Annotated in this window: 33 protein-coding genes and 1 pseudogene; 6 read left to right on the top strand and 28 right to left on the bottom strand. The window is 35.2% G+C overall.

The features are described 5' to 3' along the window. The first annotated feature begins 45 nt into the window (after positions 1-45). Entirely contained in the window at positions 46-738 is a 693-nt protein-coding gene (istB, locus tag BMZ99_RS23160) for an IS21-like element helper ATPase IstB (RefSeq protein WP_322787919.1), read from the top strand. 206 nt (positions 739-944) lie between these two features. Here istB and BMZ99_RS23155 read toward each other — a convergent pair whose 3' ends face one another. The 5 genes from BMZ99_RS23155 to BMZ99_RS26585 all read right to left on the bottom strand — a co-directional run bounded on the left by BMZ99_RS23155 (position 945) and on the right by BMZ99_RS26585 (position 3,407). Beyond that, positions 945-1,388 carry a hypothetical protein gene (locus tag BMZ99_RS23155; protein ID WP_090943540.1) on the bottom strand — a complete coding sequence of 148 codons (444 nt, stop codon included), beginning with the start codon at positions 1,386-1,388 and terminating at the stop codon, positions 945-947. 41 nt (positions 1,389-1,429) lie between these two features. Further along, positions 1,430-1,978, bottom strand: coding sequence for a site-specific integrase (locus BMZ99_RS23150; RefSeq protein WP_090943537.1), 549 nt, complete (start codon positions 1,976-1,978; stop codon positions 1,430-1,432). 503 nt (positions 1,979-2,481) lie between these two features. Beyond that, on the bottom strand, positions 2,482-2,655 hold the full coding sequence (locus tag BMZ99_RS26590; RefSeq protein ID WP_175490678.1) for a hypothetical protein: 174 nt from the start codon (positions 2,653-2,655) through the stop codon (positions 2,482-2,484). Beyond that, positions 2,630-3,268: a hypothetical protein gene (locus BMZ99_RS23145; RefSeq protein ID WP_090943534.1), complete on the bottom strand. Its 639-nt coding sequence runs from the start codon at positions 3,266-3,268 to the stop codon at positions 2,630-2,632. The genes BMZ99_RS26590 and BMZ99_RS23145 overlap by 26 nt, the downstream gene beginning before the upstream one ends. Then, positions 3,249-3,407 (bottom strand): hypothetical protein, encoded by a 159-nt coding sequence (locus tag BMZ99_RS26585; protein ID WP_175490677.1) that lies wholly within the window; start codon positions 3,405-3,407, stop codon positions 3,249-3,251. Before BMZ99_RS26585 ends, BMZ99_RS23145 begins: the two co-directional genes overlap by 20 nt. Before the next feature lie 220 nt (positions 3,408-3,627). On the opposite strand from BMZ99_RS26585, the gene BMZ99_RS23140 reads away from it, so the two are divergent. Continuing rightward, on the top strand, positions 3,628-4,209 hold the full coding sequence (locus BMZ99_RS23140; RefSeq protein WP_090943531.1) for a DJ-1/PfpI family protein: 582 nt from the start codon (positions 3,628-3,630) through the stop codon (positions 4,207-4,209). A 923-nt stretch (positions 4,210-5,132) separates the two neighbouring features. On the opposite strand, the gene BMZ99_RS23135 is transcribed toward BMZ99_RS23140, so the two are convergent. The 5 genes from BMZ99_RS23135 to BMZ99_RS23115 form a co-directional block, all read right to left on the bottom strand. Further along, positions 5,133-5,459, bottom strand: a complete 327-nt coding sequence (locus BMZ99_RS23135; protein ID WP_090943528.1) for a hypothetical protein — start codon at positions 5,457-5,459, stop codon at positions 5,133-5,135. A 343-nt stretch (positions 5,460-5,802) separates the two neighbouring features. Next, a complete protein-coding gene (locus BMZ99_RS23130; RefSeq protein ID WP_090943525.1) occupies positions 5,803-6,201 on the bottom strand; it encodes a hypothetical protein in 399 nt (132 codons plus the stop codon). A gap of 69 nt (positions 6,202-6,270) precedes the next feature. After that, the gene (locus tag BMZ99_RS23125) at positions 6,271-6,750 is read right to left on the bottom strand and encodes a hypothetical protein (RefSeq protein ID WP_090943522.1); all 480 of its coding nucleotides are present in this window, start codon (positions 6,748-6,750) and stop codon (positions 6,271-6,273) included. Positions 6,751-6,790: 40 nt separating this feature from the next. Then, entirely contained in the window at positions 6,791-7,102 is a 312-nt protein-coding gene (locus BMZ99_RS23120; protein ID WP_090943519.1) for a hypothetical protein, read from the bottom strand. A gap of 80 nt (positions 7,103-7,182) precedes the next feature. After that, on the bottom strand, positions 7,183-7,902 hold the full coding sequence (locus BMZ99_RS23115) for a hypothetical protein (RefSeq protein WP_090943517.1): 720 nt from the start codon (positions 7,900-7,902) through the stop codon (positions 7,183-7,185). A gap of 317 nt (positions 7,903-8,219) precedes the next feature. Here BMZ99_RS23115 and BMZ99_RS23110 point away from each other — a divergent pair, with 317 nt between their 5' ends. Continuing rightward, entirely contained in the window at positions 8,220-8,462 is a 243-nt protein-coding gene (locus tag BMZ99_RS23110; RefSeq protein ID WP_090943514.1) for a helix-turn-helix domain-containing protein, read from the top strand. A 203-nt stretch (positions 8,463-8,665) separates the two neighbouring features. Here BMZ99_RS23110 and BMZ99_RS23105 read toward each other — a convergent pair whose 3' ends face one another. From BMZ99_RS23105 to BMZ99_RS27255, 15 genes are all read right to left on the bottom strand, one after another. Continuing rightward, positions 8,666-8,848, bottom strand: a complete 183-nt coding sequence (locus tag BMZ99_RS23105; protein WP_090943511.1) for a hypothetical protein — start codon at positions 8,846-8,848, stop codon at positions 8,666-8,668. Continuing rightward, positions 8,845-10,191, bottom strand: coding sequence for a DnaB-like helicase C-terminal domain-containing protein (locus tag BMZ99_RS23100; protein ID WP_090943508.1), 1,347 nt, complete (start codon positions 10,189-10,191; stop codon positions 8,845-8,847). Before BMZ99_RS23100 ends, BMZ99_RS23105 begins: the two co-directional genes overlap by 4 nt. A gap of 4 nt (positions 10,192-10,195) precedes the next feature. Further along, positions 10,196-11,080, bottom strand: a complete 885-nt coding sequence (locus BMZ99_RS23095) for a hypothetical protein (protein WP_090943505.1) — start codon at positions 11,078-11,080, stop codon at positions 10,196-10,198. Positions 11,081-11,843: 763 nt separating this feature from the next. After that, positions 11,844-11,993: a hypothetical protein gene (locus BMZ99_RS26580; RefSeq protein ID WP_175490676.1), complete on the bottom strand. Its 150-nt coding sequence runs from the start codon at positions 11,991-11,993 to the stop codon at positions 11,844-11,846. A gap of 60 nt (positions 11,994-12,053) precedes the next feature. Further along, a complete protein-coding gene (locus BMZ99_RS23090; protein ID WP_090943502.1) occupies positions 12,054-13,454 on the bottom strand; it encodes a hypothetical protein in 1,401 nt (466 codons plus the stop codon). A 75-nt stretch (positions 13,455-13,529) separates the two neighbouring features. Further along, positions 13,530-14,012 (bottom strand): hypothetical protein, encoded by a 483-nt coding sequence (locus BMZ99_RS23085; protein WP_090943500.1) that lies wholly within the window; start codon positions 14,010-14,012, stop codon positions 13,530-13,532. Positions 14,013-14,140: 128 nt separating this feature from the next. Further along, positions 14,141-14,716: a hypothetical protein gene (locus BMZ99_RS23080; RefSeq protein WP_090943495.1), complete on the bottom strand. Its 576-nt coding sequence runs from the start codon at positions 14,714-14,716 to the stop codon at positions 14,141-14,143. Between the two features lie 69 nt (positions 14,717-14,785). Then, a complete protein-coding gene (locus tag BMZ99_RS23075) occupies positions 14,786-15,112 on the bottom strand; it encodes a hypothetical protein (RefSeq protein WP_090943492.1) in 327 nt (108 codons plus the stop codon). Positions 15,113-15,229: 117 nt separating this feature from the next. Next, positions 15,230-15,439 (bottom strand): hypothetical protein, encoded by a 210-nt coding sequence (locus BMZ99_RS23070; protein WP_090943489.1) that lies wholly within the window; start codon positions 15,437-15,439, stop codon positions 15,230-15,232. A gap of 216 nt (positions 15,440-15,655) precedes the next feature. Beyond that, positions 15,656-16,735, bottom strand: a complete 1,080-nt coding sequence (locus tag BMZ99_RS23065; protein ID WP_090943486.1) for a ParB N-terminal domain-containing protein — start codon at positions 16,733-16,735, stop codon at positions 15,656-15,658. A 170-nt stretch (positions 16,736-16,905) separates the two neighbouring features. Continuing rightward, the gene (locus BMZ99_RS23060; RefSeq protein WP_090943483.1) at positions 16,906-17,088 is read right to left on the bottom strand and encodes a PDDEXK family nuclease; all 183 of its coding nucleotides are present in this window, start codon (positions 17,086-17,088) and stop codon (positions 16,906-16,908) included. A gap of 210 nt (positions 17,089-17,298) precedes the next feature. After that, positions 17,299-18,153 carry a carbon-nitrogen hydrolase family protein gene (locus tag BMZ99_RS27270; protein ID WP_245755129.1) on the bottom strand — a complete coding sequence of 285 codons (855 nt, stop codon included), beginning with the start codon at positions 18,151-18,153 and terminating at the stop codon, positions 17,299-17,301. Positions 18,154-18,270: 117 nt separating this feature from the next. Further along, positions 18,271-18,768, bottom strand: a complete 498-nt coding sequence (locus BMZ99_RS27265) for a hypothetical protein (protein WP_245755128.1) — start codon at positions 18,766-18,768, stop codon at positions 18,271-18,273. A gap of 352 nt (positions 18,769-19,120) precedes the next feature. Next, positions 19,121-19,348 carry a nitroreductase family protein gene (locus tag BMZ99_RS27260; protein ID WP_245755127.1) on the bottom strand — a complete coding sequence of 76 codons (228 nt, stop codon included), beginning with the start codon at positions 19,346-19,348 and terminating at the stop codon, positions 19,121-19,123. Positions 19,349-19,390: 42 nt separating this feature from the next. Then, entirely contained in the window at positions 19,391-19,645 is a 255-nt protein-coding gene (locus BMZ99_RS27255; protein WP_245755126.1) for a nitroreductase family protein, read from the bottom strand. Between the two features lie 131 nt (positions 19,646-19,776). On the opposite strand from BMZ99_RS27255, the gene BMZ99_RS23045 reads away from it, so the two are divergent. Continuing rightward, complete coding sequence (locus tag BMZ99_RS23045; RefSeq protein WP_090943480.1) at positions 19,777-20,124, top strand: winged helix-turn-helix transcriptional regulator; 348 nt, start codon at positions 19,777-19,779, stop codon at positions 20,122-20,124. A gap of 214 nt (positions 20,125-20,338) precedes the next feature. On the opposite strand, the gene BMZ99_RS23040 is transcribed toward BMZ99_RS23045, so the two are convergent. Further along, complete coding sequence (locus BMZ99_RS23040; RefSeq protein WP_175490674.1) at positions 20,339-21,202, bottom strand: lysophospholipid acyltransferase family protein; 864 nt, start codon at positions 21,200-21,202, stop codon at positions 20,339-20,341. 272 nt (positions 21,203-21,474) lie between these two features. Here BMZ99_RS23040 and BMZ99_RS26575 point away from each other — a divergent pair, with 272 nt between their 5' ends. Further along, positions 21,475-21,714, top strand: a complete 240-nt coding sequence (locus BMZ99_RS26575; protein WP_175490673.1) for a hypothetical protein — start codon at positions 21,475-21,477, stop codon at positions 21,712-21,714. Between the two features lie 121 nt (positions 21,715-21,835). Here BMZ99_RS26575 and BMZ99_RS26570 read toward each other — a convergent pair whose 3' ends face one another. Continuing rightward, positions 21,836-22,054: a hypothetical protein gene (locus BMZ99_RS26570; RefSeq protein WP_090943473.1), complete on the bottom strand. Its 219-nt coding sequence runs from the start codon at positions 22,052-22,054 to the stop codon at positions 21,836-21,838. Between the two features lie 294 nt (positions 22,055-22,348). On the opposite strand from BMZ99_RS26570, the pseudogene BMZ99_RS27665 reads away from it, so the two are divergent. Beyond that, positions 22,349-22,443, top strand: a pseudogene (locus BMZ99_RS27665) (DNA-binding response regulator); the annotation flags it as partial. 247 nt (positions 22,444-22,690) lie between these two features. On the opposite strand, the gene BMZ99_RS23025 reads toward BMZ99_RS27665, so the two are convergent. After that, positions 22,691-23,980 (bottom strand): uracil-xanthine permease family protein, encoded by a 1,290-nt coding sequence (locus BMZ99_RS23025; protein WP_090943470.1) that lies wholly within the window; start codon positions 23,978-23,980, stop codon positions 22,691-22,693. Between the last annotated feature and the right edge of the window lie 356 nt (positions 23,981-24,336).

Genomic DNA, 24,336 nt, shown 5'->3' with positions numbered 1-24,336 from the left:
AGTGCTATTTACGAGGGTATTAAACTTTATGCTAAAATATTAAAAATGCCAACGTTTACGCAATACCAAGACGTGATTCGGCAATTAAAACCCAATATGGGGCTGGATGAAGTGCTCTTGGAGCTCATGAAAAGGGAATGTCTTTCAAGGCAAGACAACCAACTACGAAGACGAATTCATACCGCTCGTTTCCCCGTAACAAAAACATTGGAAGAGTTAAATATGTCTTGCTTTGAAAACATAAAGCCTACATTTATTCAGCAGCTATCTTCCTGTGACTTTGTTAAAAAGCGAAGAAACATCATAATGATTGGACCACCGGGAACAGGCAAAACCCACCTGGCCATTAGCTTGGGAATGAAGGCCTGTGCTTGCGGTTACAGAGTCTTGTTTCGCACTGCCGCAACGATAGCAAATGAACTTTGCGAAGCCAAAGATGCCTACAGATTATCTAAATTAGAAACAACTATTGAAAAAGCAGATTTACTTATACTTGATGAACTATCCTATTTAAGCTTTAACCATCATCAATCGGATCTGCTGTTCAAGGTTGTTTCTGAGCGTTCAGAACGAGCCAGCATAATTGTTACTACAAACTTGGAGTTTTCACGCTGGACGGAGATGTTCGAGAGTGAAACAATGGTGGCAGCTCTTGTTGATCGACTCACCTTCAAGTCCCATCTATTAGACATGAATGGTTCCTCATACAGAATGACTAATGCTGTTGTTAACGATTAGATGGCTCAAATATTCGTGAGCATAAGTGGCTCAAAAGTTCATGAGCGACTGGCTCACTTTTTCATTGACGTTTATAAGGCACTTTTTGTCAGCGGAGTAATAGTTTTATATTTACACTTCTAGGTGTAAAAGTACACTTTTAGTGAAATTTTTACACCTATTACACTTCTTTTGCCTATAAAATGGTCTTCTATATCACCCCAGCACTATTTTTTGCCTTTTCTAATCTTTTTCTTTGACGTAAAAAAAATAAAGTCTTGGATTTCACTCCAGACTTCACATTTATCCATAAAATTAAATTGATTTGGATACCTATCAATAAACAGCAATGCTTCGCGACAATAAGATAAAGCTTCCTTGCGCTTTCTAGTTACTTTCCATAAACACATTGCCAATTCCGTTAAGCACCAGACTTTATCCTCTACCTCGGAAAGTGTAAAACAATCCTTTTCTTCCGTATTTACTTCAACATCAATTATTGATTTAAACAGCTCTATCGCAGGTGCATATTTTCTCACTCTAAACAATGCCCTTGCTAATATTGATCTATGCCGCCAATTATTCATGTCCGCGACTATTATCTCGGACAGCGGAAAATGATTTTCTCTTACATCCGCAATCCACTGTTGATATTCCTCTTGTGTCAGCAATATAAAACCTCCTATTTTAGAATTAACCCCACAATACCAATTTATAAATTTAACATAATATAAACATTGTCTAGCTCCTGCTTAGTAATTCCTATATAGGCCAATGTCACACTAGGTGCAGAATGATTTAATAATTTCTGGATGCGGGTAATATCCACGCCATTCTTATATGCATGAAAGCCGAATGTTTTTCTTAACGTGTGCGTTCCTACCGCTTCTTTGATTCCGACATATTGAGCTGCTTCATTGATTATTCTATATGCTTGGACGCGAGTTATAGGTTTATGCCCTTTCCTACTAGCAAACAAATAGCCATCCTTGACTCCTGTCGTTTTCAGGTAATCATGAATGGCTTTCTTACATGTGTCCGATAAAGGGAAGTCTTTAGCTTTTCCCGTCTTTTTTTCGCGCAAACTAATTCGCTCTTGCCCTTGTACATCTTCTACAGTCAAAGTAAGCAAATCCGAGATACGAAGACCACTATTGATTCCTAGCACGAACAATAGATAGTCGCGGATATTTTGACCTCGTAAGTACTTTTTTAATGCATCAATTTGCTTTTTGCTTCTTATAGGCTCTACCAGTTCCATTTTTAATGCCTCCAATACCAATGTACTTCCTTATATTAGTATTATATATTGTATAACATTCGACGTAAACGGTTTCTAAGGCAACCAATAGAAATGTTATACAAAGCCTTATACTGCTTATATTCGTGGGTATCTTACGAAAGTTACACAATTATATTTTGTTACTTTCATTCTTCCATATATCTTTTTGCTGGAACTATATGCTTCTATTAAACATCATTAAATGATTATTACTTTGCGAACCATCTTCAACTAAATTACTTTTTCATGAATTTATGATATTCTTTATAAGCACATTTACCTTTACGATTAAAATGACATCTGGCAATTGATTGTCAGATGTCACACATTTTATTTAAAACTAACGTATTCTTTCTGGAAAAAGCTTAAATTTTGCTCGTGATATAAGGGACACTTGTTGAAGCTGCTGCTGCTATCGCCAATTTTTTCTATCCTATGCCCCAACTGTAAAATCTAAATAATAATTATCTTGTCATCTGAATTCAATGATTTTTGCCAAAAGAGATAATGGTAATTTCATTATCTCTTTCCATTTCCTTTAACGCCCTCATTATTTCTAACTCCGTGGGATTACTTTTACAGTCTTGAGCAATTTCCTCCAATGAGGAAATTACTATATTTTTCGTGCCTTTAAAAAGTATTTGAATGATTTTCATTCTTTCTCACCTTATTTTTTTTACCTATCGCCTTCTTAATTTCCGTTTTATTATTGCTTGGTGTTTCTTCCAAACTATGTTCATAAACCAACGTTATCTTATTACTATTGCGTTCAAATTCAATGAGACCAGCCTTCTTCAAATTACGCTTGACTTTGTCCACTTGATTTGGCGAACACTGTAAATGCTTTACAAGTTCTTCTTTGGTTAGATAACAAATAAAGTCTCTCTTATCTAAGTCAGTAAACCTTTTCATGATGCAATAGCCAATCTTATCCCAAACCGACAATGTATCGCTACAAGCTATTTCCCAGGGTATCTCCGCAAAATATTCTTCATTACACAAAATAGTATACGTGTTACAACTATATTCTCCGCTACTATACTTAATCTTACTTCGCGATATCATTCCATGCTCAACAAGCTTATTTATATGGTTCGTTAATTGGCGACCTTTAAGACCAGTCACCTCAGTGATTTTTGATAATGACACTTTAATTCTTTTACTTCTCTTACTTCGGAAGCTAAGTATCGCAACAAGTGTATATTTTGTCTCGTTGGCTTCTTTCAAGTCCAATAATGCATATGGAACATTAACGTGTCGTCTTTTCATACTCTTCTACCCCGTTAATGTTCACATATTGCTCAATTGCTGCATTAGCTGCTTCCTGTAATCCAATATCCTTGATCGCAGCTACTATTCGTAATTTTTTTACTAGTTTCGGATTTACATGAATTAACTTTGTTGACATATCTTATTCCCCCAACTTTGCTGTAACTTCTGAAACATTTATTTCATTTGTAATATAAATACATTAGCCAAGAACCTTTATAACGTTTCATGTAAAAAAATTAATCAAATTTACTTGAAAGAAAAATCAATTAATCATAAAGCAAAAACATTTTACCAAATATTGGTTTAGTGGTAATATAAAACGAAATAGTAATTACTTTATTGAGGAGTGCATAAGTATGAAAAAGGTTTTGTTATTATTAGCTAACGGTTTTGAAGCCTATGAAGCAAGTGTTTTTACCGATGTATTGGATTGGAATATGGAAGAAGGTGACGGATCAACTAAATTGATAACTTGCGGCTTACGAGAAAAGCTAATTTGTACTGGGCATTTAACTGTTATTCCCGAACTACTAATCTCACAAATCGATGTAACCGAGTTTGATGCATTAGCTATTCCAGGAGGATATGAATCCATGGGTTTTTACGAAGATGCTTACAGCGATAATTTTTTATCCACTATTCAAAAATTTAATAAAGCGGGAAAAATTATCGCCGCAATTTGTGTTGGAGCCTTACCAGTGGGGAAAAGCAAAGTTTTATGTGGACGCCAAGGGACAACATACCATTTGAATAATGGATACCGTCAGCAGCAGTTAGCCTCTTTTGGTGTTAATGTCGTTAACCAACCGATAGTGTTAGATGATAACATTATAACCTCTTCATCACCAGCAACAGCCTTAGATGTCGCCTTTAAATTGTTGGAGATGCTCACATCATTGGATAATACTCGTCATATAAAACACTTGATGGGCTTTTGAATAAAATGATAATTTTAAATTTTTCCATTCAAAAAATAATCCGATAATGCATTTGGGCTATAATACCAACAAACACTGTTATTTCTTAATTAATCTAAAAGTGCATTCGCAATAATCCGACGGTGCACTCATTTCTATATATACTCTTTTCTATATATAATACTATTTTCGCTGCGCTCAAATAGTCTGCGAGACAAGCTCGCAGATAAGCTGCGCTCTTTTTGAGAAGCAAGCTTCTTGAGAGGGATTAACAGTTGTTGATTGAATTCCAACATAAAACAAGCTGTTAATCTCAAGACGGGAACCGTAGCGTTAGCTACGGTTCCCAAAGACAATACTTATTCCGGTTTAAATTGATAATAATTATCAAAAAAATATTTAGCTATTGCGTTTGCTTCTGCTAAATATTAATTATTTAAGGATACAACTTGAATTCTATATCTTATTTTCATATTTATAAGGTTTTATAATCCATCCGTCATAAATTAACTTCTGTACACTATCTCACATCACTTTTCATGGACTAAATTTACATTTAATAATCTCCGTTAAGACGTTTTAAAGTAACTGTATCCGTGGCAACAGGGTGCACCTACTTTACGCCATTACAATATGATGTTTTTCTTTTTCTTATATATTTATTTGTGGTTTGATGTAGGTAGTATGAGAGATCTCTAGAATTCTTGGGAAGCATAAGAGGAACTATAGGGGAACCAGAAGAGTAACAAATTGGGAACTATGAAGAGAACAATAAAAGGAACTGGATACCTTGTCAGTTCCTTTACTCCGGTGTACAAACAGTTAAATGATTTTTAGTTGTTATCTAAAGAAGATTTAATTGTTAAAATGTTATTTAACTAGTAAGATGGATTTAAACCTTGATTTTTTACTGACATAAAGTTAATTTCACTATTAAATTAAAATCAATCAAAAATTCTCAATACCGCTACCGCCAATGCACATTTTTCGATATCTGAAACACCGCTATCAATCAAATAAAGTATATTACCACCGCTTACTCCAGCATAGATACAATCTTTTTCAATATTAGCAATTACTCTTCCTCCCACCACACCTTCTCTAATAAAGACTTTATCCAAAACAGCTAAAACCTCTCCACCACTTACTCCTTTACGAATATAATTACCATCAATTGATACAATCACTTCACCGCTAAGTTTACGTACATATTCACCATCCCAATAAGCCAATACTTTTCCCGTTAATGGTTCACGAATATATACTTTCATATGATTCACACCTCATCATCTTATTAATAATATTCTTATATAATACTTATATCAAGTATCGATTAAACGTAAACAGTAATTTGTCATAATTGCTGTTTTTCTCTAAAAACATTAACATAACTTGATTCTGTTATTTAAGCTTTAACAAAGATAAACCTTAGTCAGCAGTTTGACTAGGGTTGTGATCTTGTTTCGCTAACGACATACTAACTTCTGAAAATGAAATGGTGTAAGTATCAATCATGAATAATTCTCTAATCACCCAGTAACACCAGAAACCTTCAAAATAATAGGTTAATAGTAACTCCTATTAACCTAACCAGCTAACACTGCAGGTCACTCTTTAATTAATATAATGCATGGCAGCATTCGCTATTGAATAAATAATGCTACTTGAGCGAAGGTTTTGCCATTCACCAGATCTCTTAAAATTACGAAGCTCATTACCTCTATTATCGTAAGATATAATATGTAATACTCTAACCTCTAAAGGGTTAGCTAAATGCACTTCATGATAACTAATAAATTCTTTTTCACCATCTTTTATTTCCAAATGCACTCCTTTTCGCCAAAAGCGCAAATATGCATCATTTTTCTCTACACTTGAAGTATCCAAATAATATTTGGTATCATCACTGCTAGAACAAACATAATCCCAATCCGCCGCGTAACAGTAAGGTGAAGCAATCCAAAATGAGAATATAAAAACAAAAACACCAAGCCAATACCAATATTTCCGCATTAGTCATCCTACCTTTCTCTTCTCTATCATCTTTCATTACCTAATTTGACATTGATATTCTGGTTACTATTATTTAAGAAAGTCTTCAAGCTGATTAACGTATTTTCTTTCTAATTCACGTGATTCTGTTAAAAGATGATTGGCAGATGTTATTTTAGACATATCTCCTGTATAGAAGATAGCCATAACTTCATTCATTGCTTGACCATTTTTACTTATCATTTTGATGCCAAGTTCATGAGTAGCGCGCAATTCTTTATTAGGTTCTATTGATTCCATTCTTTCTTGTAATTTTAGCATATTAGGTAATAACTCATTTTTTACTATTACTGCAAATTCAAGATCTGAAATTTGGCCATTACTACTTCTGCTTCTTAATGTATCCCATTTCTTTCCTTCTTGTTCCAACTCAGACAAAATCGGCTGTACTGATTGCTTATACTGTGATAGAACCTCTTTCTTAGATTGTCCACATCCCACCAATAACATTGATCCAGCTACTACTATTATCATGAAGAGTAAGTAGTGAAAAACCTTATTACGAATCATAATATACCTCCGAAATTTTATTTGATTATTTATTGCGATGCTAAATTAGAAAATAACTTGCACTCATTACAAGTAATAGCAAGTATACAAATATCACACTAATTTGATGCTGAGTAATAATATACATTCCTGACAATGGAAACGCCAATAGAAACATCATTTTACTAAAAGTTATTTGATCTAAGTGTAAAAAGTAAGGCACGATTACTGCTAGCGTCATATATATACATGCTTTGAATGCATTCTTTCGCCCTGTTATATGGCCGTCTCCCCGACTTGCTTCAAGTCCACATGATTTGCATTGGAATGAAGTACATTTTTCGCATTCTGGGAAATCACCTTTCTCTGCCATGTTCATCCTCCCAAAACTATCACTATACTAAAATCCCCGACAAAGAGCCGGGGATTGAAAGAACTTACAGATGAGTCTTATTAGAACTTATAGCTTACGCCAAAGCCTACGCCTTTTGCGGTTACATCAAATCGTTCACCTTCACTTTCATATTCTATTTTTTTTGCTTTTAATCCGCGATAGTCTACATTAAATTCAAGATTAGGACTAATTTCTTGAGATAAGCCGATTTTCCAATTTGTGAAACTGGATGCAACACCGACTTGAGCATAAGCAGTTGTTTTTTCAGCTAGTTTCGTACTGCCAATTAAGCCAAATTGTATTTTGTTTTTTGTTTTACTGGAATAACTTTCAGTGGCAGAAGGGCTTCCATCGGTAAAACTTACATTTGCACTCTCATCTGCCTTAAGTCTGACTAGCCCAGTATAAGCAGATACATTTTTATTTAATTTGTATAATACATTTAACTCTTGGGTTTTTAATGTTATATGTGAAATGCCGGTTTCGTCAGAGTCACTCCAGGCAAGGGTATCTTTCGTTTTTGCATTATATCCATTATATTGGATAGCAAAATTATTGCCTAAACCTGTTGTAATTCCCCAATCCAAATTGTATTTTTTGCCAAATGAAGTTTCCCAGACTCCATCACTGCCTGTGCTATTAGTTTTAACATCAGAATTCCTCCATGTTAAATCAATTGATGTCTTTCCTGCGGAATAATCGGTTAACGGTGCAGCAAAACCAATACTAGTTGTTAGCATAGTAGCTGCTGCTATTGCAAGTATAGCTGTTTTTTTCATTTAGTTTCTCTCCCTTATTTTAAATATTACTATATGAATACCGTTTAAATTTAATACGGATCATATTATAATTTGTCAAATAATTCCTTTTATTTATTATTATATCAAATCTTATGTAAACGTACATATTTCTTTTAGTTCCTAACTGCTTATATTTGCAACTTGACATCTTTTTAATTACTTGGTAATAGTTACTAACCCATTATACATATATTTCACTATAAGTGCAATAATTTAACAGAATTTTATTTCACCATAGGTGTAATGCCCTATAAGTGAAACACCTCTATAATTTCATTGTAGAGGTGAAGAGATTTATGAAAACCAGTTATGATGAACGTTATCGACAGATTGCTAAAAAAATTGCTTACTATCGTATGAAAAGAGGACTATCTCAGGATGAACTAGCTGATAAGATTGCAATTAGCAAAAGTTATCTGAGCAAGATTGAAGCACCTAATTCGACTAAAGCATACTCCTTAGATGTTCTCTTTGCTATTGCTGATGGTTTAGAGGTTGATGTAATCCAGTTTTTTATGCCAATTAAAGAAAAAGAGTAAAAGCGATATCTCATACAACTGGAGATATCGCTTTTATTTTTTTAATTCATAAACAAGCCGAATTTAGTAAAGGAATTTACTGAATTCGGCTTGTTTTCCTATTCCACATATCTATAACCTCTAATTTAAGTTAATTGCCAATTAACCCTACACCGCCAAAAAGACATTAAAACCTCATCAGTTTCGCCTGCCTACACTCCTGCTTATACAAACCTTTTAATATACTCAATCATTTCCGGCGACCATAATATAGCAAGATCATTAATCATATTTATTTCGCCTACCTCTAGCAATTCATCATAATGCTTTACAAATAATTCTCGCACTGTCTGCGCATCCACATTGAGCATTTTCGCTACATCCTTAGTTAAACAAAAACTGTTCATTGCTTAATATCCTCCGTCCAATTTAAAGTATCATCTTCACACTCTTCGATTCTTAATATGTCATAGTTTTTCTTTATCGTAAAATTAAAGGGGTTGCCATCACGGGTCTTAAAAGATAATATCCTACCAGTTTTTATCATTGGATCCTTCTCTACTACTATCGCTATGCCATAATCAAGATGGTCAGCGATACTATCACTATTAGCAACATTTCCAGATGTAACAATTCCTTCTCCCTCACCGGCTCTATTCATTTGTGCCGCTGAAATTACCAAATAATCATTGTCCCTTGCAAAATTCTTCAACTCAAAGGCTATTTGTCCATGCTTTAATCTGTCTTCCCTATATAATAGAGTTGGCTGCAATAAACTTGCATAATCAACTACTATAACATCATAACGGACATTTCGTCTTTCCTCCTGCTCTCTGACAATTTGCTTAATTGCGTTAACATTGATATTGGCATTTGACTCTACGATATGCATTACCGCGGTATGCTGTAACCCGTTCTCATCACGGTTCTCTTTGATTGTATTCATTTTTAATTTTAAAATCATTTGCTCTGCTTCGTTTAGAGTTTTGGTCTTTAATGTTAATGCCGGAATTTTGGTTATATAGCTATCAATACGCCTGGAGTAATCATCCTTATCAATCTCTAAGGTAATGAATAGGACGTTTTGTTCATCCTTCCATGCATGATACCCTAAATTAAACAATAACACCGATTTACCCGCACCTTTACGACCGATTACGTAAATTGATTCTTTGCGTTTAAAACCACCAATGGCTTCATCAATCGCTTGAAATCCGCTTGAAATAAGATTGTCCGACATATCGGGAGCTAGATAGCCATTAATGCGCTTATCAACATCATGAACATCAACAAAAACGTTTTTTCGCATATATTGATAATTGTGGAATTCAATGATTTTTTTCATGTCCTCAACCACTTCATTTGCTTGTGGCTGTTTATCTGCAAACTTTTCCAATAAAATCACTGTTTTTTCTTTAACAATTTGTTCACGTAGTAAGTCGATATGGGATTTTAAATCGGCAGTATCTTTAATTGGATAATTTCCAAGAGCTGCATGTATAATATTAAAATTCACATGTCCATCTGCTTTTATTTTCCCCATCGTAAATAAGTTATTAACATATTCCGATGTAACTATAGCATTATATTTCTCATAATATTTTTTCAGATACTTGAATGTCGATTGTACCTGTGGACTAAAATGTTCGCTATTCAGACTACTTATGATGATGTCAGTATAACGCGTATCCGCATATCCATAGGACAATATTATTTTTTCTAATCTAAGCTTTTGCTGTTGTAAATTCATAACATTAACCCTCCGCCAAAATCTTGTCACGATAATGCTGCTCAATTGCCTGTACCTTGGTTAAACGATCTTGATAAACACTTTTACAAGCAGCCAGTAACTCAGTCTCTTCGTCAGTTAAACTTTGTTTTTTTTCGTAATCGATAATGTTGCTTTCAGCGGTGTTAATTTCCATATTAAATTTTTTCCAGTCAGCATTACTACGCCAAGGATACGTTGCTTCATAATTCACTTCACTATTTTCTTTATATATTAGTGGCAAGCCGCATTTAGTAAATTTGCATTCCGTTGTAATTGCATCGCGTTGTTGTATATCATTATTGATAGCTTGACTGGGTAAACGGGCTTCTTTTTTTATATTTTCATCCCCTGCCATTAATACTTTGTATTTAAAATCAATGGCCTTATATTCCGCCAACGTATTAACTACGGAAAATACCTGCTCAACTGAATACCAAGGTGATATTGAGCAATTTGCCTTTATGAAAGACTCAAACCTATATTCATCCAATACATCATAAATCATTTTAAACGTTACATATAGCATCAATATTCTGCTATCAGTACCATATATTTTGCTTCTTGGCACTTTAGTGAATTTTAATCTTTTGTCTATTGTTGGATGAATTAATAATTTAAATAACGTGCAGTTATTTCTCCCTTTGGTACTAAAAGTATTGAAATAACCAGTTTCTTCCATCTTATCAATTATTTTTCCTACGCCTCTTTTAGTTATCCCTACTTCATTGGCTAGATTTTTCAAACTGTACTTTACGTCTTTACCAAAATAATTAACACTTATAATGCAGTAGACCTTCTTTGCATTATCGGATAACGTGCTATCCATAATTAAGTCATTAGGCACTAATGCATTCTGCTCTTGCAGCATATTAACGCCTCCTCTCAATTTATACTTTTGTTCAATTGATTTATAAGGAGAACAAATAAGGTATCTAGTTCCTTCTATATTTCTCCTGTAGTTCCCATATAGTTCCTAATTTATTCCTTTATTGGTTCTCTTTTAGTTCCTAATTAGTTCCTGATTTGTTCCTCCTATGTTTCACAAGAGTATTGTCTACCAACAGTTCCAGACACCTCTCATACTACATACATCAAACTACATACTACAAACAACAAACTGCATACAAATAATATAAGGAATTTCGTTGACTTCAAATTTTCAAAAACAAAAAACTACATGTTATTCGTCTCTCTCAGAAAAACTTTAACGAAGTGGACGTTTCTGTATTTCCATAAGAAGAAGTTAAATGATTATTAAATAATAAATTGTGTTAATTATTTAAATCATCTTCTGACACAAAATACTTCCTGTTAATGGTATCCTATTAACCATTTAACTAAAATTAAATCTGGGTCATCCTGGTGACTCGTTTTGATAATTAAAATAATAATTATTTAACCGTTGTCATTTGATTTTAAATAAACTTTTTGACTCTTTTCATATTTTTATTGGTAATTATGATTTTGACCAAAATAAAGCCATTCTCATCATGCAAGCGTTATAGCCGACTTGTTAAAATACGTCCGCCAATTACATTAGATAATTCCATAATGCTCATCAGCTTCTTCTAACTCACCTATTTTAATAGGCTCACCATCATGCAATCATGATGGTGAGCCACGCTAAGATGTTATTTTTTTAACTTCTCTATAAGCCTTGCATACCGCTTATTAAAGTCTCGTCTAAACTCACGATTGTCCTTACCATTCAGTATCGCAACGATCTTCCAATCATTAGATGCTAGCTGTTTTACAAATTCGTACTCAACGACCTTCCCCATAGCAATACTCCCCTAAATTTATAGTCTTCGCATTAATTTAATTAGCCCAATTCGCAAATATCATTTGCAGAATTCATACAGGCCAGAAAAATATTCTCTTTTGAAGTCGCTATGATAATAATTAAGGTAAAAATCTCGCTTATCAAAATAATTATTAAATAGCTCCCAGAATAAATCTTTATAGGCTTCCGGGTCGTTTCTAAAGTATTTTATCTTTTCCTCAATATCTTGGTTATTTGTCACCACTAGGATTTCCCTGAAACGTTTTGGTAGATATAAGCGCCGTTTGTCGTACTCATCAGAGATTAATGGTACCGTACCAAAAAATAAGGCGTTGCCAATACGAAATCCTAAATTATCGTGTTTTCCATAATAGCAACGTAGTGCCAGCGTAAATAAAGCATCCTTCAAAGACTCATTATATTGGTCATAGGCCAATGTGGGCTGAATATATCTATTGCCGTTAATGTCAGTAATGAATTGCTGAATAAGTGCATTATTAGCCCATTTTTTAGGTATAGCACCATTTTTATTAGTAACTGCTTGTCCATTTGGCTTTGTACGGATAATCGCATTGGCGTTCAATTGATGAAAATATTTATACCATGACTCACGCCTATGCTCTAATTCAAAAGGGAAATTACCGCCCCACATCAGGTCATATGGCTTATTTTCAAGGATGTTATCATAATAGCTTTTATCCGGCATCTGCTTGCCGTAACAGTCCTGTAACGCTTCCATAGGAAACTTTTTAAACTCCCTAACACCTTTGTTATCATTGACAAAAAAGTAACTAACTACTTTTTTTGTAAACGGATTTAAACTGGTATGCTGCAACCATGCTGAACCAGTATCGTGACAGAAACCATAGTGCCATACATCATATTCTTTCATGAGCCATATTAAAAACTCCACCGGGAAGCCTAGAGCATGCTGTATAAATGCATTATGCTGTATTAGCTTGTTATACTTCATACCCTCAATATAACGATTTACAGCAATATCACGCTTTTTAATATCTTTGAGATCATCGGATGTAGACTCATAATTTATGTTTAGTCCGGGAATAATAAAGTGGCTGCCTAATGTGCCCGCTAATTTGTCAAATAGCCAAGCATCATTCCGTTGCATTTCGCTAAAGGTATCATTAAAGTATTGAATTTTTTGGGGTAATGGCATAGTCTCTGCCGTTGATGCACGATATGAGCCGTTTTTATCAAATTCTATGTATGCATACTTTCCATATTCTGGATGATCGACATAATGCTTTAAATATGCCGAACCTGAATTCTTTGGGACAATAATAATATTAAAATCTTGAGATAAAATTTTGGCTACGTTCAAAATGTACTGATAAGTGACCAAATATAAGTTTTCCTTCAAGGGATTTTCCAGCACGAACAAGATTATATTGCTTTTATTGGAGTCTATAGCCCGCTTATTATGAATTTCGTATAACATATCTGTCCTCCATTTTTATTTAGTTTACTGGCCGCCCTTGCAACATCAGGCGGCCAGCTATAAACCATACTGAATTTAACTTAGTGCAAATATATATTGCGTTTCTTCAGGAAACGTCTCAATATATACTTCAGGAACATCAACATTAGTTCCATTAAATTGCAAATTAAGCAAATTAAAAATCCCATTTTCAGTTATAACATGAGACGAATTTTCCGTTTTGGTCCATATTGCTTCATGTAAGTCAGCATATATCGCCAGAAAGCAACTATCCTCTTCTAGCATTTTTTTAATCTCTAAAAATTCATAGTACCCATTTTGGTACACAAATTCATCAATAGTATTCCGCATACTATAGTTATGGGTTCGAAGAATATCAAAAAATTCTTTACTTTTATTATCTGATTGTAATTCAGCGATAACTGGTACGATAATTTGACCGTTGTCAGTTATAATTTCATTTTTATCTTTGTCATACCTAGCACAAATACCCTGTGCTGTTAATATCCTCATAATATGTTGTACGCTTTTTTCCATATCCCATTTTTCGTTTTTCATTATTAAATCAACCTTTCTATTTAACTGGCTGCCCCATTGCTGACGCAGCCAGTCTATATTATAATTACCTTATATTGCTTACATTTGCGCTGTTATAAGTATTCGTAGTACTTATGGCAGCATTTCTTTTATTCCACACTGTCCCAATCGTCATCATCAGTAACATTACTTTCTTGAGGCTTTGGAACATCGACAGGCAATGCCACTAAGCCCATATCCCATATTTCATCTATTGGTGTTGGCTCGACACATGAACTAATATCAACTGCTTCAAGTAATGTCTTTTCTTCAGCAGTAATGGATGACTTGCATGGTGAAGCCATCACGCTATATTTGCTATTGCGACCTTCTCCAGTCTTATTGATGGAAATATCGTAATTCATGGGATTCCCATAATCACTATCACTGGCATACTTCTTAATTTGAGTCAAAATCATTGGGCCACATTCCAGTATCGTGGCTTGTCCATCATCACGGTTAATAACTTTAACGTAATAACGAGGGTCATATTTCCTATTAGCATTGCATAACGGACAACCACTACCAGGACAAATGGCTTTCTTTTTCTTACCGGCAAAACTGTCTTCCCAATGAATATTAGCGGCATGGGGCCTGCTGCCGATACGAATCTTGTTTTTACCGTTTTTCAGTTTCAAATGCTTACCAACCTCAACTTTAATATCTGAACCCCAAATATCACTCATGATCAAGTTCCTCCTCATATTCTGCAATAATTTCTTCTAACTCCAGTTCACGGAGCAATTCTTCTTCCGTCAAATCCGGAATGTCTTTCCACTCAATTTCCTTAAACACAGCAATCCCTCCAAATTGAATAAATAATTAAACGTCACCACCTTATGTAATGCCTTTAGGCAAGCATAGGCCCCCCCTTCAATAGATATTATTATCAGACAATTTTTTCTTTTACAAAATTCTTCTTCGGCTTTTAACATTTCTAATTCTCTTTTTATATAATTTAATTTTAGAAGCATTTTCCCAACTTCAACTTTCCCATATTTTTCAATAACTGCTTCACGCTCTTCTTTACTCTTTGCAGTGATAATTGCCAAAAGAACTGAATCATGCTTTAAACACTCCATTTTTATTACCTCGTTTTTAAATTTTTTATATAGCTATCCGTGAAACATCATACTATACGAGAAAAACTTTTAATTTTAAACAGGCAATTTTATCACCCCCTTTCAAAAATAAGAGCATTATATTTTTCTACTAACTGCAAGATGAACATATGATGCATAATTAGATGTGCTCAATCCATATTTGTTTATTAACTCATCCCAGTAAAAATCGAATGCTGCTCTACCCTTAATAACTTCATTAAGCTCATTTATAGCTTCTATATGGTTCTCATTCAGTTGATACTCAGCGATTATTTCCTTGGTGATTGTAAGTTCATATTTTTTCACTTTTAATTACCCCTCTTTATTTATAATTTTTTGGGCAAACTAAAAGAGAGTCCGAAGACTCTCTAGTTAACAATAATTAAAACTTTTTACTTTTTCCACCAATATATACTAGAAAAACTTAAAATAGGCAATTTTACCACATCCCTTCATACTTTAAGATAAAATAAAAAACAGTAGAGAACGATTTTGTTCTCTACTGTTTCTATTTATTAATTTTTATGATTTAGGCCAAATTGTTTCACCATTTACTATACGTGCATGGTCTTTAAATCTGTTATGTATTGATTTGCTGACACCTTTTACCTTGGCAATATCATTCTTGTCTTTAGTCGGACAATACCATATTTCCTTTTCTTCAACCCCAAGAATCTCAGCAATCTTTCTTAGCTTATCCCTAAATCCGATTTCATCACCCTTTTTATTAAGGCTTGTGAAGATAACCACTTCAGGATGATCAGGAAGTATTGGCTCAGTCGGTGCTTGATAACCTTTTTTCTCTTTCAAGACAATATCAATAGCTTGTTTGACAGTATACTTAAAATTCTTGATCCGTTCATTTCTCATGTCTTCAGTAACGCCAATGTTTTTTCTTTGTTCAATAACCTCTTCATCTTGCCTAACTAATGCAATAACTTTTTGCCTGTCATCTTCTTCTAAATCAACAAGCTTTTTTGCTTCTGGAAGTGTAATAACTTTATCGTAAATTGGTTCAACCAAGTCTGGTTGATTCGTTTGTATGTTATATGCTAATTGAATGTATGAACGATTTACATCGTATCGTTCTGACAAACGATCAAGAGTATTAGTATTGACTTCTTCCTTTTCAACTTGTTCCTGCTCATAGGGAAGTAAATCTTTTTTCTGTAAATCAGTTCGTCTACCTTGGTACTTACTCGATATTTTCTTTTCGTCATCTAAAAATGAAGCAGCAACAAGAGCTTTTTGGTGTTTAGTCATCTCACGTCTTAATGTAGCATTTTGTATAAAATTAATTATATCTTCATCTTCGCCCTTACCTGTGTATTCAACAACTAAAGGCAATATATTTGATTTTTTGCAAGCTTCGTATCTATGCCTACCATCTAATATTTGGCCTTTATGTACTACAATTGGAATAGCCTGTCCACCATCATTTATTGATGCTTCCAATAAATGAAATTCATAATAGTCCATTTTAGGAAGTCTTTCAGCATATGGGTGAATTGTATATTCTGGGAAGTCCGGTCTTAATTTATAGCCTGGCATCATGCTTCCGCTTACTTCTTTTAATAGCGTTTTTAATTTTTGATTCGCCATAACTGCACCTCCATAAATTATACATAAAAAAGGTAACAAAAATCTAACGCAATTTATAAATCCCGTTGGATATATAATATCATACTCAATTTTAAAGGTCAATGCTTTTTAAAAAAACAGATAAAAAAACATTCGTAAAAAATTTTACGAATGTTTTAATCCTTATTTTATCACCTAATAGCACTTGCTGGATTAATTGGGTTTTGATTATCTATAGGAAATACTTTGACACCATTTTCTCTTACAAATGTTACTGCTATTTTAGGATTATTTATATGTGCCATACTACCATCAAGCTTGTCTTCCCAATGCCTAAATATCGGTTCTAGCTGTTGTACAGACATTACATACATTTCTTCAAGGTCACTTTAAACACTGTTTACAATTTTTGAGAATCCAGTAAAACCAAGCCATCTAAAGATCTATTGTCTGTTCCATGACATGTCATTTCTCATTCCATTACATGCCATGGAACAAACAAGATTCTTTTGAACGCTAAATCCATAAGCCATTTGGTTTTACACCCCCTTACTTCCCTTCCGCGACATACCACATTCATACAGCTAAGGTTTAGTCAGCAGTTCATTAGGTTTTCTAAGCGACAGAAAAATACATAGTATAATAAAAGTCCCTAGACATATCCATGCAAAACTATCACCCAATTTGCTATATATTGAGTTTCCTTTCCCAAGCCTTACTTCACCTACTAAAACAGATCCACCATCCTCTACATCACTAGATACCATTTCTATAATACGACCTCTACTATCACTTAAGGTTAATAATCCCCACTGCCCAGCTCGTGCTACTGCGTAATTTCCTTCAACTCCTCGCATAATTGCAACACGCGCATGGCTCCAACCATCATCATGGAAATCTAGTGCAGGAACAAAGACAATATTTACTCCTTGCCTACTGTAATCCAGTGAAGGCTGTATAAAATCCATATCTTTGCAAATTTCAATACCCCATTTACTCATGATTCCAAGATCAGTTCCTGGAGTATACCTACTTTCAAATGCAGATAGCAGATGTTTTTTATCATACTCTAAAAGCACTTCTCCTAACGACGAAAAGACATAGGCAGAATTGTAAAGTTTCATTTTATCTTTTCTAGTTACTCCTACAATTAAATTCACTTTATTCTTTTGTGCTGCATTACTCAGGCGCTGAAAATTATCGTCATGAGTCTCTATAGTAATAATCTTTTCTGGCAGCAAAACAGCTTCGACCCCTGACTGCGCAAGAAAATCAATCTTTTGAATATATCGTTGAATAGTGTCTGCAACTTGTTGTTTATCCCTGTTTTTTGCTACGGCTAGATATTGTTCTAAATTAGTAGATATAGAAGCAATACCTATTTTTATACTAGACACATAAAAAGGCGTATTTAAGCGGTGAAATCCAAATAAAATCACGAATAAAAGTAGACTTAATGAAATTACATTCGATTTTATACTTAATCTTCGATTCTGAGGATAATGATAAGCTAAAGCAATACTTGCAGGGATGAGGGCCATCAAAAAAGTAATTGCTCAGATACCTGTGATAGATGCAATTTGAATAATAGGTAAGTTAGATATTTGCGTATAAGCAATGCTATTTACAGCTCCATGAGGAGAATATAATGAAGCAATGAATTCGTAAGCGGTTAAACCGCTCGCGAAAACAAAGCTTGCATACCCACCTCTCCATCTAACAGCAATATGACGGAAAATAGCAAGTACACTTGCAAATGCAGTTGCATTAATAACAATCAAAGGCCAGTAAACAGTAAGGGGAAGCACCGCATGAGGATTGGATGATCCAAATAAGTATGAAAAGAATCCCGTCAGAAATGTGGAAACTAATGATCCTTTCAATGCATATACGCAAAGAAGTAAAAGTGCAATCCAAGAAAAATACCAATACTCTGTAGACAAATAATATGAGACTGCACTGAGCAAAATTGTAAAAATACAATGCAGTAAGCTATAAAAATTACTACAATGGTAACCATTTATAATATTTTTTAAGCTTTTGCCTAATTGCATAAATCATTTCCTTCTTCCCAAACCTTTACCTATAATTCATTAATTCGAATTATATACCATATTTTCCCTGACAACAATAAAAATCAGCATACTAATACTGGTTCATACCTGCTTATATCTGCTTTTTATATATCTAATTTAATACTATTAAAATGTTACTTTTATGGACATGGCATTAATGGCATGTAATAGAGCATCCTATAAATTTTACGGAAAAGGTCTTACAGTAACTACCTACGGATGGGTAGTTACTGAATAACCTTTCCTACTTCTTCATAGTGTAATCAGAGCTGTCTATTTTAGTTGTTAATGTCTATAACCTCGTCCTCATGACTTCTCATGTTTGATCTCTTTAAAACCAGCTTACGATATTCTCTAAAATATCTCTTCTTCTAGATGTAGTCGTTTTATTTGAGTAACCAACCGATAGCACAGCCATTAGTTCTAAATCATCTGTTGCTCCTACCAGTTCTTTTACCTGCTCTTCCTTTTTCAAGATCTCTCCAATCCAGCAAGTTCCCAGACCAAGCTCATGGGCTACAAGCAGCAAATTTTGTATTGCCGCTCCTATGGCTTGCACGTGCTTGAGATAAATACCGTGGATGTTAGGATCGGTTACTTTTTATCGAGGAAGGCTGCTATCAAGCAGGGAGCCGTTTGTACCCAGGATTGTAAGTGAGGCAAGCTTTTTGAGTAGTTGTTCATCATTTATGACAACAGAAAATTTCCACGGCTGAAGATTATTTCCCGATGGTGCACAGTTAGCAGCCGTTAGTATTTCAGTAATATCACTGGTGCTTACTTTTTTTGATGTATAGGATCTGATACTTCTACGATTTACGATATGTGATATTATATTGTATCCATATCGCCTCACATCTTTTTTGATTTTTCTTACATGAAGTAACCTTGGTATAGTAATTTATAACTTTATAGAGGAAAAGAGTATTATGTTTTAATCAAGTACGTACATTTATGTTAGGTACTATCTTAAAGGAGAGCTTAAATATGAACATGGATAGCATTGAACAAGCCAAGTTAGAAAATACGGGTTTCAGTTATATATTATCTTTAATCAATGGAAAATATAAAATAACAATTTTATACTATCTTACTGCTTTTGATGTTGTCCGTTTCAATGAAATGAAGCGTTATATTGATGCGGTATCTTTCAAAACGTTAAGTCTTTCACTAAAAGAGCTAGAATCTGATGGACTAATTATTAGAAACGAATATCCACAAATCCCGCCAAAAGTTGAATATAGCCTTGCTGCGCGTGGAAAATCGCTAATCCCTATTTTGGAGGCAATGTGTGAGTGGGGAGAATTCCATAAAACTACAGCTAGAGAAATGTAATAATTATTGGTTATCACAAAACTCTTGCAAGGGGCTAAGCCGCTTTACAGAAGTTTGTGGTATATATTGTTTTTTTGATTTGCTCATTTTCTTCGAAGTCTACAATGGCTCAATTCATATTGTTTAAGACTAATCGAAGAATCTGTAACAGGTATAACTGCGAAACTTTTGATAGGTCACTATATCTATCTCTTCGAGAATGGCCCTTAAGCCATTATTCGTTTTTTTCAGTGCGCCAACGGTCCTGAAGCCAAAACCATTCGTGGGGTAAACGGCGAATATGTTGTTCTAATATAGAAGACAAGTGCTGCATAGTATCGTATATAGCCGTTTCTTTATTGACGGAATTGTCTACCCAAATAGGTGTTTGTAGTATAATATTATGTTTGCCGTTTGATGCTTTACTGATGAATGCAGGGATTATTGGGCAACCACGCATTCTGGCTAGAACTGCTGCGCCGGGTGGAGTAGAAGTCCATCGGTCGAAAAATTTAACGAAAACTCCCGTCTCACGCCCATCGACGTCAATAAAAATCAAAGGTATTTTGTTTTCATTTAATGCACGGAAGACATCACGTAAGTTGCCCTTATCTAGAACAGTGGCACCAGGTAGCATCTTGCGGAACACATTTATAAATCTATTAAAACTTAGATTTCTCTGACGCCTGGTTACGCCAACCATGGGAAATCCTTGATAAGACAATGCCGCACCAAGAAGCTCCCAGTTGCCGCAATGACCTGTAACCATGACAGCTCCTTTGCCACAATCTAGAGCACCCTTCAAATGTTCTAATCCCTGGAAGCTGACCATTTCTGCAATATTTTCTTTTGAAAGGCGAGGATATTGCAATAAGTCTGCCAGCATACCGCCGAATCTTGTAATACTTGCTTTTCCTATTAGATAAGCCTCACTTTCAGTTGTATGGAAAATTTCGCGAATGTTTTTCAACATTATATTTTTTCTGCGCCTCGACACGACTGCCCAGACAGCTAGTCCTACAAGTTTTGCTATCAATGACTGAATATTATTCGGGAATATTAAAAATATCCGGCTTATGAACATAGCCAAAGAATTCATACTATCTCTCCTTTTTCTTGTTAACTGCAATAGCTTCATTACATCGAAAACGCATTCTTTTTACCCAGTTTGCTGCAACTCTTCTAATTCACGGAATAAGCCGTCTATTTTTTTGCTAACAGTTGTTTTTTGGGGACATAGTTAGTTCTGGTTCCAAAGATAATTTTCTTGGTTCCCTTTTTCCATCAGCGAGCCTAATAGTTGTTTTTTCATTGTCAATTGAACTGCAATGAGATTCGATAAATTTTCTAAAAAAACAAACTACGGTTGCTATGAATAGTGTACCGACTATAAATATTACACCCATTGCTAACCACAACAAGGATAACCCATCAAGCCATTCCATATTACCGACACCTCCCACCTTGAGTGACCTTAACATTATTGGTAAATATTCCGATCTTGGTACGCCAATTGAGTCTACTGTATCGGCGGCGATAGTCATATGGGGCTGCGATAATGTCTCACCGCCGCCAAGCACCGTTTTATTCTGGATACGCTGCCGGCAGTAAGATAAACGTTATCCTGGGCAAGGGTAATTCCTTCTGATCCCCAACCTCCAATAAACTGAGACTGACCTTGGCCCGACCGGCCATTATCAATCGGTTGCCGACTTCAATGCATACATTGCCTTTAATAGATAGATACCGGTATCTGTATCGTAATAGGTGGTGCTGGATGTAATAACAGGCTTTGCAGCAGTGACGGGGCTGCTGAGCAGGCTGCAAGAAAGGTATCTATTTTTTGTATGCCTGCTTGTTGTACGATGCCTGGCGCTTGAGCCATAAAAGTCAAAAAATCGAGGCCATCAAGGAGAGATTCAAAGCAAAATATACTTTTAAGCTTCCTCATGTAATATGTCTCCTTTATTCATCTTGTCCTTCCTGTAGCTGAACCTAAATCTGTCGTGCTAAGCGTCCTATAATCAAAAACAATGCTAGTATTTATATTGCATTATAGCAAACCAATCTTGTGTTATCCTTTAAAATTTTATCGTTTTCTGCGTTAAGGCGGTAAAAAAATTATGGGGACATTCTGCTGCACTGCCTTGGCAATTTCCCAACCGGATAGGCTGGGTATCATGACTTTCACCATACGGTCACATCCTTTTTATATCTATATTTTTTACAATGGATATTTCTTTGTTTCAAGCTGGGAGCGGATGATTATTTTACAAACCGTTTAGTCCGCGTGAATTAGTTGCCAGAATACAAGCAGTTTTACGCCGAACCGGAAAATTGGCTTTGCCTAGGCGATTCCTTAAAAAATCAAGGGGACGGCAAAACGTGTGAAAAGCCGCTGGTTTTAATTACACAAATCTAGAAATATGATAATATATATAAATAAATTCAGATAGTAAAGAGGTGGATTTATGGGCTATATTTTATCATATTTGTACATTTATGTAATTATTGGGTTGCTTTTCACACAGTCTGACGTCCCCTGTGTCTCTACGAGTAACTTTGTGTATATCTATTCCTTCACGCCTTATTTATCTACTACTTTTCGAAAAATAACATGCTCAAGCATCAGAGACACTATGACTCCCATGACGAAGCCATTTGCCAATATGGGACGTAGTATGGGCGGGAAGGAAGCGGCGACTTCTACAGGCAAGAAAGCTACCATTATTCCGATTAGTATTGGTAATCCAATTAATAGCGCATAATCAAAATGGGGTTGTTCCATCGCTGTAAAGGCAATCGTCAGACCGGCAGCAACCTGGGTACACATAATAAACAATAAAATACAACCAATAACGACCCCAGGTATAAAGGATAGATAGAATAAAATTGTGGGAAAAAAGGCCAATGTCAGCATGGCTATCCCTGCAGGTATCATGGTAGAACGAGCTGCACAACCAGTAGACGCAATAATACCAGGACTGAATGAAAAGTTAACCGGGCCTATGACTCCCATGAATCCTGCCAAAGCATTACTCAAACCTGTAACTGTAACCCCACGTGTAATCCTCTTTGGCATCTCATCAGCTTGTAGTACCGAGCCTACTGCCTGAATCGAGCCCAGGTCATTAATGGAGAGTCCAAGGAAACAAAGTAATAATGCGATTATTAGTCCGGGATCAATAACAATACTCGTAGTCAGTTGATCGAAAAATCCTCCTAACATTGGAAGACTAGCTATATTGGTTCCCTGGGGCCAGGGAGGATTTAATAGAAAATATACCAAACTACCGAAAATCATTGCCCATAAGGTGAGGGTTGATTTCCATAAACCCGTAAGCAAACGTTGGCCGGTAAACATCAGCAGGATAAATACTAGAGCAAACCCCAGGTTCTTGCTGGAAGATATCTCACCTGAACCGCTGATGATTAACTGCATTATAATGGGCATCATCGTAAAAGCAACCAATAACAAGATAACGGTGACTACCCGAGGTGTGAAGAGACGACGCAGAGATGCAAACAAGCCGCTGGCAGCTAAAAAAGTTAAAAGTAACCCACAGATTAAGATACTGGGGTAGATCGCGGCTGGCGAACTGGCCTGAGAGGCGAGAATGCCGATAAACACTACGGTCGCTGGTCCAATGACCAGCGGAAGACGATGTCCCCACAAGATCTGCACCAAAAGGCTAACAGCTATAACCATGAATAATTTTTGCATGTAGAGCAGTTCGGCTTCAATTGTCCCCTGCATACCACCTAAAATCTTTCCAAAAATGATTATTGCTGGAATGGTAACCGCCAACCACTGCAGACCGTAGATTACATTTTCTTTAACGGGCGGTCGATCTTCTAAACCATATTTAAGTTTCATAATAACCTCCCAAATTTCTGTTTTTTCACCTAGCCGCTTTGGAGGAGTACTCAATTATATGGGACGCGGGGACAGGTTCCTTGTCCCAATTAAAGACGCTAGCTTTCAATTTTCTTTAATTTATCAATTTTAAGAGAAGCTACCCATAAATTACAACTAGGTAATTATGGAAGCTTCTCTTTCACAAATGCTAAATCCTGCTATACTTCTATATTATGAGCATTATTTTACCAGCAAGTCTCTGTTTTATGAGACAGAAGGAGACAGAAGTCGAGTAGAGGCAGACCTCACGATCTAGCCCCCCTCACGGAACCGGACGTGCCCTATTAAGGCATCCGGCTCTTCATAATAGCATT

Source organism: Pelosinus propionicus DSM 13327, from assembly GCF_900114615.1.
GTDB classification, from domain to species: Bacteria; Bacillota; Negativicutes; order DSM-13327; family DSM-13327; genus Pelosinus; species Pelosinus propionicus.
This window is presented reverse-complemented; position numbering and strand designations above follow the sequence as displayed.